The organism is Modicisalibacter tunisiensis, from assembly GCF_020148005.1.
In the GTDB taxonomy this organism is placed as follows: domain Bacteria; phylum Pseudomonadota; class Gammaproteobacteria; order Pseudomonadales; family Halomonadaceae; genus Modicisalibacter; species Modicisalibacter tunisiensis.
In genome coordinates this window covers 1,408,634-1,424,609 of the sequence record NZ_JAGXFD010000001.1, presented here as the reverse complement: position 1 = coordinate 1,424,609, position 15,976 = coordinate 1,408,634, and the positions used below count along the sequence as shown (strand labels likewise).

Here is a 15,976-nt window from a genome sequence, read left to right as displayed (position 1 = left end):
GCCCAGGTGGCGGAATTGGTAGACGCGCTAGCTTCAGGTGCTAGTGTCCTTACGGACGTGGAGGTTCAAGTCCTCTCCTGGGCACCATCCGCATCATGTTCTCTCCCCGCACCATTCCCTGACTTTTTCGATCGCTCGTTACGGCCTTGCCCGTGCGATGCCGGCAGGCTGTCCGGACTCGACTCGCCAGCGAGGACCATTCCAGCCCTTCCCGGCCTTCATCCTGTCGATCTCGCCCCCTCGGGTCGTGGCGCCGCGCAGCTCAGTAGCGCGGCGGCTGATCGGCGACGCGCTCCAGCGCCCAACCCTGCGTGCTGACGCGCGACTCCAGCGCATGCTCCACCGGCCCCGGCAACCGCGGGAAGAAATCCAGCCCCGTCAGCGCCTCGATGCGATCGATGGTCACCAGGTAGCGATCCAGCGGTTCGCTGCCCTGGACCCGCTGCGGCATCAGGAAGGCCAGCGCCCGGGGCTGCGCCCCCGGCACGACGATGATCTTGTAGAACATCGTCGGCACCTGCACATAGCCCACCCGGTCGAGCAACGCCCCCCAGCCCGGCGCAAACACCGGCCCGGTGATCACCTGCAGGGTGCCGAAGCGCGGCGCGAAGTCGTCGATGACCACCTCCTCGAGCCGTTGCCACAGGCGTCGATTGAGATTGGGCCGCTGGGGAGTGATGTTCGACATCAGGAAGGTGTCGCGCTGCGCGCGGCGGCCGTAGTTGGCGGCGATCGCGTAGTTGGGCGCCAGGTGCCCGCGGTCGTAGCCGCTGCGCAGGTAGTCGTCGGGCGACACCGGCCACAGCGTGCGCCAGTCACGCTGAAAGTCCGGGCGCTCGGCGATGTGCGTACCCTCGGCCACGGGATGCAGCTGGTAGCCGACCCACAGCGGGCTCGCCCGCAGGTCCGACCAGCCCAGCAGCACCCCCTGATTGCGCAGCACCCGATGCAGCGCCAGCCAGTCGGTGGCCTGCCGCTCGGGCAGCCCCATCCACACCAGGCGCTCGCGAACATCGCGCTCCTGCCAGTACCACAGGCCGCTGGCCACGACCACGAAGACCAGCGAGACGGCGAGGCGCCGGGCACCCCGCCCGGCCCAGTCGAGAACGTCGTCGATCACGCGGCGGCCTCGGACGACGGCATCATCCTGTTACGGTGCATCGCCTCAGAGCCCCACGCTGAACATCGTCTCCAGATCGTGGCGGGAATGTACCTGCAGCGCGTTGAGGGTCTCGGTCTCGCGAACGCCCTCGACCTGGGTCAGGCGCCCGGTGACCAGCTCGGCCAGCGTCTCGAAGTCCCGGGTCCGGGCGATGGCCACCAGATCGTAGCGGCCACAGGTGGAATAGACTTCACTGATCCCCGGAACCTCGGCCAGACGCTCGGCGACGGCCTTGATGCGGCCCTTTTCGGCGTTGATCAGAATCACGGCGTTCTGCATGGCTCTCCTCCCTGCCTGAATGCGACCGGTGAGCCGACGGCTCACGTTGGCGGCAGTATATCAGCGCAGATCACCCCGCGGCAGCGTCGCCGGCCTCCAGCGCCAGCAACCGACGCTTGAGCGATGCACCACCCGGCCAGCTACCCGGGCCGCCGGTGGTCACCAGGCGATGGCAAGGCACCAGCAACGGCAGGGGATTGGCCGCCACCGCCCGGGTCACCGTGATGACCGCCACGTCGTCGCCCAGCCGTCGCGCCAGCTCGCCATAGGTTCGCGTCGTGCCGTAGGGAATGCGCCGCACCGCCGCCCAGACCTCACGTTGCGCCTGACTGCCATGGGGCGCAATATCGACACTGAACTGACGCCGCCGCCCGGCCAGATAGGCCAGTATTTCATCGCGCGCCCTGGCCAGAGCCGTATCGTCGTGCTCCCACCCCGGCTCGATACGCTCGGTATCGAAGCGCAGGTGGCGAATGCCGGCCTCGTCGCCGGCCAGCAGCAGATCGCCGAGCGGGCTGGAAAATGTCGTGAAACGCATGAGGCCTCCTGTTCCTCCGGCAACCGCCCGCTCTCGGGCAATGGCGCATGACTCGCCAAAAGTGTATACACTTTTGCCAGGAAAAATGTATACACTTTGACTAGGGTATGAAGAAGGAGGCCTGAACCTCCCCCGCAGTTCGGCATCCCGGCTGCGTAAAAAACGACAGGCGCCCCGCGCCAGGCACGTGACCGCCTTCCGCTCGCACCGGGCGGCAAGACATTCGGTAACCATAACGCTGACCAACGAGGAGCCACCATGGCCGACCAAAATCGCCGCGACTTCATCCGCCACAGCCTGCTCGGCCTGGCCGCCCTGCCACTGGGCGCCGGTATTCTGTCACAGCGGGCACTCGCCCAGGAACTGCCGCCCCTGGATCCGAGCAATCCGCAGGCCAAGGCGCTCAACTACGTCACCGAGGCCAGTCAGGCCAGCGACAACCCCGCCTTCTCGAAGGGCGAGAAGTGTGCCAACTGCATGTTCTTCAAGGACGCCAACAACGGCTGTCAGCTGTTCCCGCAGAACAGCGTCGCCCCCGGCGGCTGGTGCCAGTCCTGGACCAAGAAGGGCTGAGCCGTGCCGGGGCGCCGTGGCGGCGCCCCGGTCCCGAGATTCAACCGCGCGCTTCCACGTCGGCCGGCAGCGGCCACTGGTAGCGACGCACCACCTCCTCCCCCTCCATCGACAGCAGCTTGACCGGGAATCCCCAGAGCTGGTGCAGGTGACGCAGCACCGGATAGACGCTCTTGGCCAGCGGCCGGCGCCGGTCCTGGACATGGTGCAGCGTCAACGAGCGATCGCCGCGAATGTCGGCCTCCCAGACCTGAATGTTGGGTTCGCGTACCGACAGCGCGTACTGAACCGACAGGGCCTCGCGGATGCGCCGGTAGCCACGCTCGTTGTGAATCGCCTCGATGGTCAGCATCTCGTCCTGGTCGTCGTCGACCAGCGTGAACAGCTTGAGATCGCGGATCACCCTGGGCGACAGGAACTGCTGGATAAATGACTCGTCCTTGAAGTTGCGCATGGCGAAATGCAGCGTCTCCAGCCAGTCGCTGCCGGCGATGTCGGGGAACCATTCGCGGTCCTCGGCGGTGGGTTCCTGGCAGATGCGCTTGATGTCGCTGTACATCGCGAACCCCAGCGCATAGGGGTTGATGCCGTTGAAGTAGGGGCTGTCGAAGCCCTGCTGGCTGACCACCGCGGTATGTGACTGCAGGAACTCGAGGATCACGCCCTCGTCGATCAGCCCCTCGTCGTACAGCCGGTTCATGATCGTGTAGTGCCAGAAGGTCGCCCAGCCCTCGTTCATCACCTGGGTCTGGCGCTGCGGATAGAAGTACTGGGCCAGCTTGCGGACGATGCGCACGATCTCGCGCTGCCAGGGCTCGAGCAGCGGCGCGTTCTTCTCGATGAAGTAGAGCAGGTTCTCCTGAGGCTCGGCCGGGTAGCGTCCGTACTGATGCAGACCGAGCGGATCCTCCTCGTCGTGCTCGGGACCGTTCGAGAGTCGGTGCTCGGGAATCGTGCTCCACAGCAGGTTGACCTGCGACTGCAGGTACTCGGCACGCTCGGCCTGACGCCGCGCCTCCTCCTCGGCGGAGATCGGCGACGGGCGCTTGTAACGGTCGACGCCGTAGTTCTGCAGCGCGTGACAGGCATCGAGCAGCTGCTCCACGGCGGCGACGCCGTGACGCTCCTCGCATTCGGAGACGTAGCGACGGGCGAACACCAGATAGTCGACGATCGCCGAGGCATCGGTCCAGGTGCGGAACAGGTAGTTGCCCTTGAAGAAGGAATTGTGGCCATAGCAGGCATGCGCCATGACCAGCACCTGCATCATCAGGGTGTTCTCTTCCATGAGATAGGCGATGCAGGGGTCGGAATTGATCACCAGCTCGTAGGCCAGCCCCATCTGACCGCGCCGATAGGCCTGCTCCACGGCCAGGAACTGCTTGCCGAACGACCAGTGGTGGTAGCCGATCGGCATGCCCACGCTGGCGTAGGCATCCATCATCTGCTCGGAGGTGATGATCTCGATCTGATTGGGGTAGGTGTCCAGGCGATACTCGTCGGCCAGGCGGGCGATCTCCCGCTCGTAGGCCGTGAGCGTCTCGAAGTTCCAGTCCGAACCGGTGGCAATGGGCTTGCGTCGGGTCATGATGCTACCTCCTGGGCCGAGCTCAGCGCTCGGCGCGACGCCGGAAGAGTTCCCGGAACACCGGATAGATGTCCCCGGCCTCGACAATCTGTCGCATGGCGAAACGCTGCGGAAACTCGGCCTGCACGCTCTCGTACTCCTCCCACAGCGCCTGGTGGGCGTGCGGGGTGATTTCCACGTAGGTGAAGTACTGCAGGCGCGGCATCAGGGACTTGATCAGCAACTGCCGGCAGGTGGTGGAATCGTCGTCCCAGTTGTCGCCGTCCGAGGCCTGGGCGACGTACAGGTTCCACTGATGGGCCGGATAACGGTCGCGGATGATCTCGTCGACCAGGCTGAGCGCGCTGGAAACGATGGTGCCGCCGGTTTCGCGGGAGTAGAAGAACTCGTCCTCGTCGACCTCCTTGGCCGCCGTGTGGTGACGCACGAAGACCAGCTCGACCTTCTCGTAGTTGCGCTCGAGAAAGAGGTAGAGCAGCAGGAAGAAGCGCTTGGCGATGTCCTTGTGCGACTGGGTCATCGACCCGGAGACATCCATCACGCAGAACATCACCGCCTTGTTCGACGGCTGCGGCTGGTTGATCAGGTTGTTGTAGCGCAGGTCATAGGTGTCGATGAACGGCACCGCGTCGAGGCGCTTCTCGAGCCGCTCGATCTCGGCCTTGAGCTCGGCGATGCGCGCCGGGTTGCGCAGCACCGGGTCCTTGCGCTCCTCCGCCTCGAGCGCCTCGGTCGCCTCGCGCAGGGCTCGCTTGATCGGCGCCCGCATGGCGATGCGCCGCGCCTGGGCCTCGCGCATCGAGCGCACGATGTTGATGCGCGCCGGCACCCCCTCGCGGGCAATTCCGGCCCGCACCGGGCGCACCTCCTCGAGGTCGAGCAGCGCCTTGCGCTCCAGGTGCGGCAGCTCGAGGCCGTCGAAGACGAAATCGAGGAATTCCTCGCGGGTCAGCGAGAAGGCGAACTCGTCCATGCCCTCGCCCTGGTTCGAGGCGCTGCCCTCGCCGGCCCCGCCACCGCCGCCCCCGCCGGGGCGGCGCAGCCGGTCGCCCTCGACGAATTCCTTGTTGCCGGGGCTGACCAGGGTACGCTTGCCGCCGGGGCCATGCTGGAAGACCGGCTCGGAGATGTCACGAGCCGGGATGGAGACCTTCTCGCCGCGCTCCATGTCGGTGATCGAGCGCTTGTTGACGGCCTCCTCCACCGAGCGCTTGATGTGGGTGCGATAGCGATCCAGGAAGCGCTGTCGATTGACCTCGCTCTTGTGGCGGTCGTTGAGCCGCCGATCGATGAAATAGCTCATGCCTGCCTCCCTCCGGGAGTCTCGGGGGCACTGGCCGCCGGACATCGCCTGCCGTGTCCGGCCGACCGGACCGCCGGGGCGCGGGTGATACCGCCGTCCGCGCCCCGGGCGGGAAGGCTCAGTGCGACTTGCGCACGCGCAGGTACCATTCGGAGAGCAGGCGCACCTGCTTCTCGGTATAGCCCCGCTCGACCATCCGGGCGACGAAGTCCTCGTGCTTGCGCTTGTCGGCCTCCGAGGCCTTGGCGTTGAACGAGATGACCGGCAGCAGCTCCTCGGTGTTGGCGAACATCTTCTGCTCGATCACGCCCTTGAGCTTCTCGTAGGACTGCCAGCTGGGGTTCATGCCGTTGTTCTGGGCCCGCGCCCGCAGCACGAAGTTGACCACCTCGTGGCGGAAGTCCTTGGGATTGGAGATTCCCGCCGGCTTCTCGATCTTCTCCATCTCCTCGTTGAGGGCCTGACGGTCGAACATGTGGCCGGTCTCGGGGTCACGGTACTCCTGGTCCTGGATCCAGAAGTCGGCATAGGTCACGTAGCGGTCGAAGATGTTCTGGCCGTACTCGCTGTAGGACTCGAGGTAGGCGGTCTGGATCTCCTTGCCGATGAAGTCGACGTAGCGCGGCGCCAGGTACTCCTTGATGAAGCGCAGGTAGCGTTCGTGGGTCTCCTTGGGCAGCTGCTCGTGCTCCAGGCGCTGCTCGAGCACGTAGAGCAGGTGCACCGGGTTGGCGGCGACCTCGTGGGTGTCGAAGTTGAACACCTTGGAGAGGATCTTGAAGGCGAAACGCGTGGACAGCCCGTCCATGCCCTCGTCAACCCCGGCGGCATCGCGGTACTCCTGGATCGACTTGGCCTTGGGATCGGTGTCCTTGAGGTTCTCGCCGTCGTAGACCCGCATCTTGGAGTAGATGCTGGAGTTCTCCGGCTCCTTGAGCCGCGAGAGCACCGAGAACTGGGCGAGCAGGCGCAGGGTGTCCGGCGCGCAGGGCGCCTCGGCCAGCGAGGAATGCTCGAGCAGCTTCTGGTAGATCTTGATCTCCTCGGAGACCCGCAGGCAGTAGGGCACCTTGACGATGTAGACGCGGTCCAGGAAGGCCTCGTTGTTGCGATTGTTGCGGAACTGCTGCCACTCGCTCTCGTTGGAGTGGGCGAGGATGACGCCGTCGAAGGGAATCGCCCCCATGCCCTCGGTGGGGTTGTAGTTGCCCTCCTGGGTCGCGGTCAGCAACGGATGGAGCACCTTGATCGGTGCCTTGAACATCTCGACGAATTCCATCAGTCCCTGGTTGGCCTTGCACAGCCCGCCGGAGAAGCTGTAGGCGTCCGGGTCATCCTGGGAGTAGAGCTCGAGCTGGCGGATGTCGACCTTGCCGACCAGCGAGGAGATGTCCTGGTTGTTCTCGTCGCCGGGCTCGGTCTTGGAGACCGCGATCTGGTTGAGCCGCGAGGGATGCAGACGCACCACGCGGAACTGCGAGATATCGCCGCCGTACTCCTTGAGGCGCTTGGCCGCCCAGGGCGACATCACGCTCTTCAGGTAGCGCCGCGGAATGCCGTACTCCTTCTCGAGCTGCTCGCCGTCCTCCTCGGGGGAAAACAGCCCCAGCGGCGATTCGAAGACCGGGGACCCCTTGATGGCGTAGAAGGGCACCTTCTCCATCAGCAGCTTGAGCCGCTCGGCCAGCGACGACTTGCCGCCGCCCACCGGGCCCAGCAGGTAGAGGATCTGCTTGCGCTCCTCGAGCCCCTGGGCGGCGTGACGGAAGTAGGCGACGATCTGCTCGATCGCCTCCTCCATGCCGTAGAACTCGAAGAATGCGGGATAGCGACGGATGACCTTGTTGGTGAAGATGCGGGACAGGCGCGGGTCCTTCGACGTGTCGATGACCTCGGGCTCGCCGATGGCTTTCAACATGCGCTCCGCGGCGCTGGCATAGGCACCGGGGTCCGTGCGGCACAGTTCCAGGTACTCCTGAAGACTCATCTCTTCCTGCTGAACCTGCTCGTAGCGGCTCTGCACATGGTCGAAGATACTCATTGAGGCCTCCTTGAATCGCGACACCCGGTCGCCGACAACCGTCTGGGTTTTCCGGGCTGGCGTAATGATCAGCGTAGACGGATAAACGACTGACGATGGAGAGCTTGCCATGAGGTCTTTCAACGCAACCGCGCGGTGCTCCTCTTTTCAGGGTATGAGCGCGAACGCCGCGATTGGTTCGATCACGGCGCGGAAAAAACTCGCGAACGGCATCGATCTGTCAGCGATCGAGCGCCATCCGGATATCGCTCAGCAGGCCGTCGAGCAGTTCGGTGGTGGTGTTCCAGGCGCACACGAAGCGCGCCCCGCCGGCCCCGATGAAGGTATAGAAGGTCCAGCCCAGGTCCCGCAGGTGCTTGAGGACCGCCGGCGGCAACTCCACGAACACGCTGTTGGCCTGGGCGGGGAACATCAGGCGCGCGCCGGGCAGCCCCTCGAGACCGTCCGCCAGGTAACGGGCCATGGCGTTGGCGTGAACGGCATTGTCGAGCCAGGCCCCGGACTCCAGCAGCCCCAGCCAGGGTGCGGCAATGAACCGCATCTTGGAGGCCAGCTGGCCGGCCTGCTTGCAGCGGTAGTCGAAGTCCTCGGCCAGCTCGCGATTGAAGAACACCACCGCCTCGCCCATCGGCAGGCCGTTCTTGGTGCCGGAAAAGCACAACACGTCGACGCCGGCCTGCCAGGTCAGCTCGGCCGGCGAGGCCTCGAGCGCGGCACAGGCGTTGGCGAAGCGCGCGCCGTCCATGTGCAGGCGCAGGTCGTGCTTGTCGGCCATGGCGCGGATGCCGAGCAGCTCATCGCGGGTGTAGACAGTCCCCACCTCGGTGGCCTGGGTGATCGACACCACCTTCGGCTTGGGGTAGTGGATGTCGCGGCGCCGGGTGACCAGGCGCTCGATGCCCTCGGGCGCCAGCTTGCCGTGCTCGCCGCTGGCGGTGAGCAGCTTGGCACCGTTGGAGAAGAACTCCGGACCGCCGCACTCGTCGGTCTCGATGTGCGCCAGCTCGTGGCAGATCACGCTGTGATAGCTCCGGCCCATGGCGGCCAGGGCCAGCGAGTTGGCCGCCGTGCCGTTGAAGACGAAGAAGACGTCGCAGTCGTAATCGAACAGGGTGCGGAAGCGGTCGGCCGCCCGCTGGGTCCAGGCATCGTTGCCGTAGGCGAGATCATCGCAGCGGTTGGCATCGAGCAGGTACTCCAGCGCTTGCGGGCAGATGCCGGAGGTGTTGTCGCTGGCCAGGAAACGCGGCGAGCAGTCGGTGGGCATGGCGGGGTCCTCTCGCGAGACTGTTGTTGTTGGCGGGCGCGACCGGGTGCCATCGCGTCCGGCGGTCGGCGTGGATCGCACGCCGCTTCAGTCTAACACCCCGCCCGAGGGCAGGAAGCCCGTCATCACAGGCTGGCGGCGAGCCGCGTGCCCTGGTCGATGGCGCGCTTGGCATCCAGCTCGGCGGCCTTCTCGGCACCGCCGATCACGTGGACTTCCGTTCCGTGCTCACGCAGCGGCGCCAGCAGCTCGACGACCGACTCCTGGCCGGCACAGACCACCACGCTGTCGACCTCGAGCCGGCGTTCCTCGCCGGCGACACGCAGCCGCAGGCCGCCGTCCTCGACCCCCCGATACTCGCAACCCGGCAGCATCTCGACGCCGCGGTGACGCAGCGCCGCGCGGTGGACCCAGCCGGTGGTGGTCCCCAGCCCCTTGCCGGGTTTCGAGGTCCTGCGCTGCAACAGATAAACCTGGCGCGGCACGGCCGGCGTCGCCATCGGCTTCAGCCCGCCCGGCTCGGCGACGGCGAGATCCACGCCCCACTCCGCGCACCAGGCCTCACGATCGAGCGCCGGATGCCCGGCATGGGTCAGCAGCTCGGCGACATCGAAACCGATGCCCCCGGCACCGATGATCGCCACGCGCCGGCCGACGCGCTCGGGATGGCGGATCGCGGTGGGGTAGTCGAGTACCATCGGGTGATCGATGCCCGGCAGCTCCAGCGCGCGCGGGCGCACGCCGCTGGCCAGCACCACGGCCTCGAAACCGGCCAGCGGCTCCACCTCGGCCGGGGTGTTCAGGCGCAGCTCGACACCGAGCCGCTCGAGCATCACCCGGTAGTAGCGCAGCGTCTCGGCGAACTCTTCCTTGCCGGGGATGCGCCGGGCGAAATTGAACTGGCCGCCGATCTCGGCCTCGCGCTCGAAGAGCGTGACGCGATGGCCGCGCCGGGCGGCACTCACCGCGCAGGCCAGCCCCGCCGGTCCGGCCCCGACCACGGCGATCGCGCGCGGCGTCGTCACCGGCGTCAGGTTCAGTTCCGTCTCGTGACAGGCACGCGGGTTGACCAGGCACGAGGTGAGCCGGCCCTGGAAGGTATGGTCGAGACATGCCTGGTTGCAGGCGATGCAGGTATTGATCGCCCCGTCATCGCCCTGCCCGGCCTTGGCCAGCCACTCCGGGTCGGCCAGGAAAGGACGCGCCATCGACACCATGTCGGCGACGCCCTCGGCGAGCAGGCGCTCGGCGACATCGGGCATGTTGATGCGGTTGGTGGTGATCAGGGGAATCGTCAGCTCGGCCTTCATGCGCCGGGTGACCTCGCTGAACACGGCGCGCGGCACGCTGGTGACGATGGTCGGCACCCGCGCCTCGTGCCAGCCGATGCCGGTGTTGATCAGGTCCGCGCCCGCCGCCTCGATGGCGCGGCCCAGCGCCACCACCTCCTGCCAGGTGCTGCCCTCCTCGACCAGGTCGATCATCGACAGCCGGAAGATGACCAGGAAATCCAGCCCCAGCGCCTCGCGGACGCGCTCGACGATCGCCACCGGAAAGCGAATGCGGTTGGCGAACTCGCCGCCCCATTCGTCGTCGCGATGGTTGGTGCGTCGACAGATGAACTGGTTGATCAGGTAGCCCTCGGAGCCCATCACCTCGACGCCGTCGTAGCCGGCCTCGCGGGCCAGGCGCGCGCAGGCCACGTAGTCGTCGATGGTCCGCTCGACCTCCTCGGCACTGAGCGCCCGCGGCGGACAGGGATTGATCGGCGCCGGGAGCGGCGAGGGCGCGACCGGTTCCGGCGAGTAGGCGTAGCGCCCGGCATGCAGGATCTGCAGGCAGATGTGCCCGCCCTCGGCATGCACGGCCTCGGTCACCCCGCGGTGCCGGTCGATCTCCGCGGCATCGGTGAGCCTGGCCGCGCCGTGGAAGACCGCGCCCTCGGCATTGGGCGCGATGCCGCCGGTGACGATCAGCGACACCCCGGCCCGCGCGCGCTCGGCATAGAAGGTCGCCAGCCGTGCGAAGCCCTCCGGCGCTTCCTCCAGGTTGGTGTGCATGGACCCCATCAGCACCCGGTTGGGCAGGGTCAGCGGGCCGACGGCGAGCGGCCGAAAGAGATACGGGTAGCGGGCGGTCACGGCGGAGCCTCCGAAACATCGGTGATCGGGCAGATTCCAAACAATCGTTTGAACGAGTGTACTCCGTCACTCGAATCACGCAACGTCGAAGGCCGCCTCGACCAGCCGTGCCGCCATGCCGATTCCACTCGGACACGCACCCGCGAACCGATACCGACGCCACAGACGCAGCCGACGGGCGACGGGCGACGGGCGACGGGCGACGGGCGACGGGCGACGAAAACAGGATCGAACGAGGGTCAGGATGCAGGAAACGCAAACACGCCAAAGCCCGGACGAGGGTGGCGACAGGCGAAAAGCCAGCAGACGGGAAAGGCGAAGAGGGGGACCCGGAAAGGGAATGGCGGACCGGACGGGACTCGAACCCGCGACCTCCGGCGTGACAGGCCGGCATTCTAACCGACTGAACTACCGGTCCGCATTGGTGGGTGGTACAGGACTCGAACCTGTGACCCCCAGCATGTGAGGCTGGTGCTCTAACCAACTGAGCTAACCACCCGGATCCCGATGAAGCGCTGCAGCAGACAAGTGGCGGACCGGACGGGACTCGAACCCGCGACCTCCGGCGTGACAGGCCGGCATTCTAACCGACTGAACTACCGGTCCACATGGCGTATCGAGGGTTGCTGACCCAGGGCACGCTTACCTGACTGATGCGACAATCCAAGGATTGTCTGACTGAAAAAGACTGGCGGACCGGACGGGACTCGAACCCGCGACCTCCGGCGTGACAGGCCGGCATTCTAACCGACTGAACTACCGGTCCGCATCTTTTTTCTACGTGATTGGTGGGTGGTACTGGGTTCGAACCAGTGACCCCCAGCTTGTAAGGCTGGTGCTCTCCCGACTGAGCTAACCACCCGGTCACGTGGCGCTGCATTCTACAGGCCACCCGAACAATGTCAACGCCTTTCGGCTCCTCCCGATACGGTCATCGCTGCCATGGGGCGCTGGGGGCAAGCCACAGAGGAGGTCCTGCGCCAGGGATGGCGCAGGTAGCGCCCACGGCAGGGTTCACAGCGCCTCCTCACAGGCTTGCCGACAGATCAGCCCCAAATCACCGAGACCGCGCCATGGCATGTACCACCCGATCCGCCGCCTCGTCGATCAGCGCCTGCCGGGTGCGCCCCGAGGCCCTGCGCGGCCGCCAGTCGTGTTCGCCGTCGGCGAGAAAGTGCACCTCGGCGCAGTCCGGCAGCATATAGCCCTCGACCTCGTCACGCCGACCGAACGGGTCGCGCTCGCCCTGCAGCACCAGGGTCGGGCAGGCCAACCGCGGCCAGTGGGCGAGCCGCGTCCGCTCCGGCTTGCCGGGCGGATGAAAGGGATAGCTGCACAACACCAGGCCCGGCGCGCCGTCCTCCGCCGCCAGCAGGCTGGCCACCCGCGCCCCCAGGGACTTGCCCCCCAGCCACAGCGGTGCCTCGCCGAGCGGAGCCACTGCCGCACGCCAGGCGCGAAACTCCTCGACCAGCCGCTCGGCACGCGGCGGCGGCCGGCGGCGCTGCTCCGTGCGCATGCGCTGCAGGTAGGCGAACTCGAAGGCCAGCACCTGCACGCCCCGTTCGGCCAGCGCCGCGCGCAGCGCGACCAGCATGGGCGCATCGTGACCGGCGCCGGCGCCGTGAGCCAGCAGCAGGCGGCCGTGATGCGGCTCGCCGCGGACGATCAGCGGCCCCAGCCCCGCGACGCTCTCTACCCGCTCCCCGAGCCCTCGCGGCGCGGGGGTCGGCACCTCATCCTGCTCCGCTTTCATACTGTATCCATTTGTTGTATACATAAAATGTAGACAGCAACTATACTGCCGTGAGCGTATTCTCGACCCCGCCGGGCTTGACGGAGATCAGCGCAGGCGCAAGGCGCGCCGGGCATGCTCCGCGTCCGGGTACGCCACCACCGCGCCAGATGGAAACCGACATGAGCCAAGCACTGGAACACCCTACCTACAACTACAAGGTCGTTCGCCAGTTCGCGATCATGACCGTGGTGTGGGGCATCCTGGGCATGAGCCTGGGGGTGCTCATCGCCGCCCAGCTGATCTGGCCCGAGCTCAACCTGGGGCTGCCCTGGACGAGCTTCGGCCGCCTGCGCCCGATGCACACCAACACCGTGATCTTCGCCTTCTCCGGCTCCGCGCTGATGGCCACGTCCTACTACGTGGTGCAGCGTACCTGCCAGGCACGACTGGTCTCCGACCGCCTGGCGGCCTTCACCTTCTGGGGCTGGCAGGCAGTGATCGTCTCCGGCCTGGTGACGCTCAACCTGGGCTGGAACACCTCCAAGGAGTACGCCGAGTTCGAATGGCCCATCGACCTGCTGCTGGCCGCGGTGTGGATCGCCTACGCCGCCGTCTTCCTGGGCACCATTCGCCGGCGCCGCACCTCGCACATCTACGTCGCCAACTGGTTCTACGCCGGCTTCATCCTCACCATCGGCGTGCTGCACATCGTCAACTCGGCCGAGGTCCCGGTGTCGCTGTCCAAGTCCTACTCGGCCTACGCCGGCGCGGTCGATGCCATGGCCCAGTGGTGGTACGGCCACAACGCCGTGGGCTTTCTGCTGACCGCCGGCTTCCTGGGCATGATGTACTACTTCGTGCCCAAGCAGGCCGGGCGGCCGATCTACTCCTACCGACTGTCGATCGTGCACTTCTGGGCGCTGATCACCACCTACATGTGGGCCGGCGCCCACCATCTGCACTATACCGCACTGCCCGACTGGGCTCAGTCGCTGGGCATGGTGATGTCGATCATCCTGCTGGCCCCTTCGTGGGGCGGCATGATCAACGGCATGATGACGCTCTCCGGCGCCTGGCATAAGCTGCGCACCGACCCCATCCTGCGCTTTCTGGTCGTCGCCCTGTCGTTCTACGGCATGTCGACCTTCGAGGGCCCGATGATGGCGGTGAAGACCGTCAACGCCCTGTCCCACTACACCGACTGGACCATCGGCCACGTCCACTCCGGCGCGCTGGGCTGGGTGGCGATGATCACCATCGGCTCGCTCTACCACCTGTTCCCGCGCCTCTACGGGCAGCAGGAAATGTACTCGGTGAAGCTGATCGCCGTGCACTTCTGGATGGCGACCATCGGCACGGTGCTCTACATCACCGCGATGTGGGTCAACGGCGTCCTGCAGGGGCTGATGTGGCGCGCCGTCAACGACGACGGCACGCTGATGTACACCTTCATCGACACCCTCGAGGCCAGCCATGCCGGCTACGTGGTGCGCTGGATCGGCGGCGGCTTCTTCCTCGGCGGCATGCTGCTGATGGCCTACAACGTCGCCATGACCGTCCGCGGCGGCGCTCGCGACGCCCAGCCCGCCGCCCGAACCGCCTGAACCAACGGGGACGCCGAGACGCATGAAACACGAGATCGTTGAAAAGAACGTCGGCCTGCTCGCCGTGCTGATCCTGGTGGTGATCAGCCTCGGCGGCCTGGCCGAGATCGTCCCGCTGTTCTTCCAGAAGGAGACGACCCAGCCCGTGGAGGGGCTCGAGCCGCTGCCCGCCCTGGCGCTGGAGGGCCGCGACATCTACATCCGCGAAGGCTGCAACAACTGCCACTCGCAGATGATCCGCCCGTTCCGCGCCGAGACCGAGCGCTACGGCCACTACAGCGTGGCCGGCGAGTTCGTCTACGATCACCCCTTCCTGTGGGGCTCCAAGCGTACCGGGCCGGACCTGGCGCGGGTCGGCGGCCGCTACAGCGACGCGTGGCATCGCGCACACCTCTACAACCCCCGCGACGTGGTACCCGAGTCGATCATGCCGGCCTACCCCTGGCTGTTCGACGACACCCTGGACGGCGCGCACACCGCCGACAAGATGCGCGCGCTGCGCGAGCTCGGCGTGCCCTACAGCGACGCGCAGATCGCCGGGGCACGGGAGGCCGTGCAGGGCAAGAAGGAGATCACCGCCCTGGTGGCCTACCTCCAGCAACTGGGCACCGTCATCGAGGACAGGCGCTGAGCCATGGATATCGGAACCTTCCGCGGCGTGATGACGCTGCTGATCATGATCGCCTTCCTGGGCGTGGTGGCCTGGGCCTTCTCCCGGCGCCGCAAGGACGACTTCGACGAAGCCAGCCGGCTGCCCTTCGCCGATGACGACGAAGAACCGCCCCGGGAACGGGACAAGCAGGAGGACAACGACGCATGAACGACCTGTGGGGCAACGCCCTGTCCGACTTCTGGAGCGGCTGGATCATCGTCATCACCCTGGGCACCATCGTCTTCTGCGCCTGGGTACTGTTCGGCAACCGCAAGACCGACAAGCGCCCCGACGCCCAGGGCAACGTCGAGACCACCGGCCACAGCGCCGACGGCATCGACGAGTACGACAACCCGCTGCCGCGCTGGTGGTTCATCCTGTTCATCGGCACCCTGATCTTCGCGCTGGGCTATCTGGCCCTCTACCCGGGGCTGGGCAACTTCCGCGGCCTGCTCGGCTGGACCCAGGAACGCCAGTGGCAGGCCGAAATGGAGCGCGCCGAGGCGCGCTACGCGCCGATCTTCGAGCGCTACCGGCAGACCGCGATTCCCGAGCTGGCCGAGGATGACGAGGCCATGCGCATCGCCGAACGGCTCTATCTCAACAACTGCGCCGCCTGCCACGGCTCCGACGCCAAGGGCGGCTTCGGTTACCCGGACCACACCGACGATGCCTGGCTCTACGGCGGCTCGCCCCAGGCGATCACCCGGAGCATCGCCCAGGGTCGCGGCGGCGTGATGCCGGCCTGGAACCAGCTCGGCGACGACAACCTGCGCAACCTGGCCAACTATGTCGCCAGCCTGTCCGGCGCCGAGCATGACGCCGCCCGCGCCGCCCGGGGCAAGGCGCTGTTCTCGGCGACCTGCATCGGCTGCCACGGCGTCGACGCCACCGGCAATCCCGCCCTGGGCGCGCCGGATCTCACCGATGACGCCTGGCTCTACCGCCACCCCGGCCAGCCGGTGCGCGAGGCCGTGCTGGCGACCCTGCATCAGGGGCGCAAGGGACGCATGCCGGCACAGGCGCCGTTCCTCGGCCAGGACAAGGTGCATCTGGTGGCCGCCTACATCTACAGCCTGACCCACTGAGC

General features: G+C 66.8%; 14 protein-coding genes and 6 tRNA genes. 6 read left to right on the top strand and 14 right to left on the bottom strand.

Translation table 11 applies throughout. The features are described from left to right. A tRNA-Leu gene (locus KGQ91_RS06635) sits at nt 1–87 on the top strand. 175 nt (nt 88–262) lie between these two features. Here KGQ91_RS06635 and KGQ91_RS06630 read toward each other — a convergent pair. The 3 genes from KGQ91_RS06630 to KGQ91_RS06620 all read right to left on the bottom strand — a co-directional run bounded on the left by KGQ91_RS06630 (nt 263) and on the right by KGQ91_RS06620 (nt 1,979). Beyond that, on the bottom strand, nt 263–1,120 hold the full coding sequence (locus KGQ91_RS06630; protein ID WP_224420599.1) for a DNA/RNA non-specific endonuclease: 858 nt from the start codon (nt 1,118–1,120) through the stop codon (nt 263–265). 45 nt (nt 1,121–1,165) lie between these two features. After that, the gene (locus KGQ91_RS06625) at nt 1,166–1,441 is read right to left on the bottom strand and encodes an Lrp/AsnC family transcriptional regulator (protein WP_224415791.1); all 276 of its coding nucleotides are present in this window, start codon (nt 1,439–1,441) and stop codon (nt 1,166–1,168) included. A 70-nt stretch (nt 1,442–1,511) separates the two neighbouring features. After that, the gene (locus KGQ91_RS06620) at nt 1,512–1,979 is read right to left on the bottom strand and encodes a methylated-DNA--[protein]-cysteine S-methyltransferase (RefSeq protein ID WP_163648261.1); all 468 of its coding nucleotides are present in this window, start codon (nt 1,977–1,979) and stop codon (nt 1,512–1,514) included. A 258-nt stretch (nt 1,980–2,237) separates the two neighbouring features. Here KGQ91_RS06620 and KGQ91_RS06615 point away from each other — a divergent pair, with 258 nt between their 5' ends. Then, nucleotides 2,238–2,552 (top strand): high-potential iron-sulfur protein, encoded by a 315-nt coding sequence (locus KGQ91_RS06615; protein ID WP_224415793.1) that lies wholly within the window; start codon nt 2,238–2,240, stop codon nt 2,550–2,552. A 40-nt stretch (nt 2,553–2,592) separates the two neighbouring features. Here the strand turns inward: KGQ91_RS06615 and KGQ91_RS06610 are convergent, their stop codons facing one another. From KGQ91_RS06610 to KGQ91_RS06560, 11 genes are all read right to left on the bottom strand, one after another. Next, nucleotides 2,593–4,140 carry a SpoVR family protein gene (locus KGQ91_RS06610; protein WP_224415794.1) on the bottom strand — a complete coding sequence of 516 codons (1,548 nt, stop codon included), beginning with the start codon at nt 4,138–4,140 and terminating at the stop codon, nt 2,593–2,595. 22 nt (nt 4,141–4,162) lie between these two features. Beyond that, entirely contained in the window at nt 4,163–5,443 is a 1,281-nt protein-coding gene (locus tag KGQ91_RS06605; RefSeq protein WP_224420598.1) for a YeaH/YhbH family protein, read from the bottom strand. Nucleotides 5,444–5,561: 118 nt separating this feature from the next. Next, on the bottom strand, nt 5,562–7,484 hold the full coding sequence (locus KGQ91_RS06600; RefSeq protein WP_163648257.1) for a PrkA family serine protein kinase: 1,923 nt from the start codon (nt 7,482–7,484) through the stop codon (nt 5,562–5,564). 220 nt (nt 7,485–7,704) lie between these two features. Next, the gene (locus KGQ91_RS06595; RefSeq protein WP_224420597.1) at nt 7,705–8,751 is read right to left on the bottom strand and encodes a threonine aldolase family protein; all 1,047 of its coding nucleotides are present in this window, start codon (nt 8,749–8,751) and stop codon (nt 7,705–7,707) included. Between the two features lie 125 nt (nt 8,752–8,876). Beyond that, nucleotides 8,877–10,892 (bottom strand): FAD-dependent oxidoreductase, encoded by a 2,016-nt coding sequence (locus KGQ91_RS06590; protein ID WP_224420596.1) that lies wholly within the window; start codon nt 10,890–10,892, stop codon nt 8,877–8,879. 341 nt (nt 10,893–11,233) lie between these two features. Next, a tRNA-Asp gene (locus tag KGQ91_RS06585) sits at nt 11,234–11,310 on the bottom strand. Nucleotides 11,311–11,314: 4 nt separating this feature from the next. After that, nucleotides 11,315–11,391, bottom strand: a tRNA-Val gene (locus KGQ91_RS06580). Nucleotides 11,392–11,421: 30 nt separating this feature from the next. Next, nucleotides 11,422–11,498, bottom strand: a tRNA-Asp gene (locus KGQ91_RS06575). 83 nt (nt 11,499–11,581) lie between these two features. After that, nucleotides 11,582–11,658: transfer RNA gene (locus KGQ91_RS06570), tRNA-Asp, on the bottom strand. Between the two features lie 20 nt (nt 11,659–11,678). Beyond that, nucleotides 11,679–11,754, bottom strand: a tRNA-Val gene (locus tag KGQ91_RS06565). 195 nt (nt 11,755–11,949) lie between these two features. After that, nucleotides 11,950–12,648 (bottom strand): alpha/beta family hydrolase, encoded by a 699-nt coding sequence (locus tag KGQ91_RS06560; RefSeq protein WP_224420595.1) that lies wholly within the window; start codon nt 12,646–12,648, stop codon nt 11,950–11,952. Between the two features lie 161 nt (nt 12,649–12,809). On the opposite strand from KGQ91_RS06560, the gene ccoN reads away from it, so the two are divergent. Genes ccoN through ccoP form a run of 4 tightly spaced genes read left to right on the top strand, consistent with a single transcriptional unit; the run spans nt 12,810 to nt 15,974 of the window. Then, a complete protein-coding gene (gene ccoN / locus KGQ91_RS06555; protein ID WP_224420594.1) occupies nt 12,810–14,234 on the top strand; it encodes a cytochrome-c oxidase, cbb3-type subunit I in 1,425 nt (474 codons plus the stop codon). Nucleotides 14,235–14,256: 22 nt separating this feature from the next. After that, nucleotides 14,257–14,865: a cytochrome-c oxidase, cbb3-type subunit II gene (ccoO, locus tag KGQ91_RS06550; protein WP_224420593.1), complete on the top strand. Its 609-nt coding sequence runs from the start codon at nt 14,257–14,259 to the stop codon at nt 14,863–14,865. 3 nt (nt 14,866–14,868) lie between these two features. Then, nucleotides 14,869–15,054, top strand: a complete 186-nt coding sequence (locus KGQ91_RS06545; protein ID WP_224420592.1) for a cbb3-type cytochrome oxidase subunit 3 — start codon at nt 14,869–14,871, stop codon at nt 15,052–15,054. Continuing rightward, on the top strand, nt 15,051–15,974 hold the full coding sequence (ccoP, locus tag KGQ91_RS06540) for a cytochrome-c oxidase, cbb3-type subunit III (protein WP_224420591.1): 924 nt from the start codon (nt 15,051–15,053) through the stop codon (nt 15,972–15,974). The genes KGQ91_RS06545 and ccoP overlap by 4 nt, the downstream gene beginning before the upstream one ends. Nucleotides 15,975–15,976: the final 2 nt, after the last annotated feature.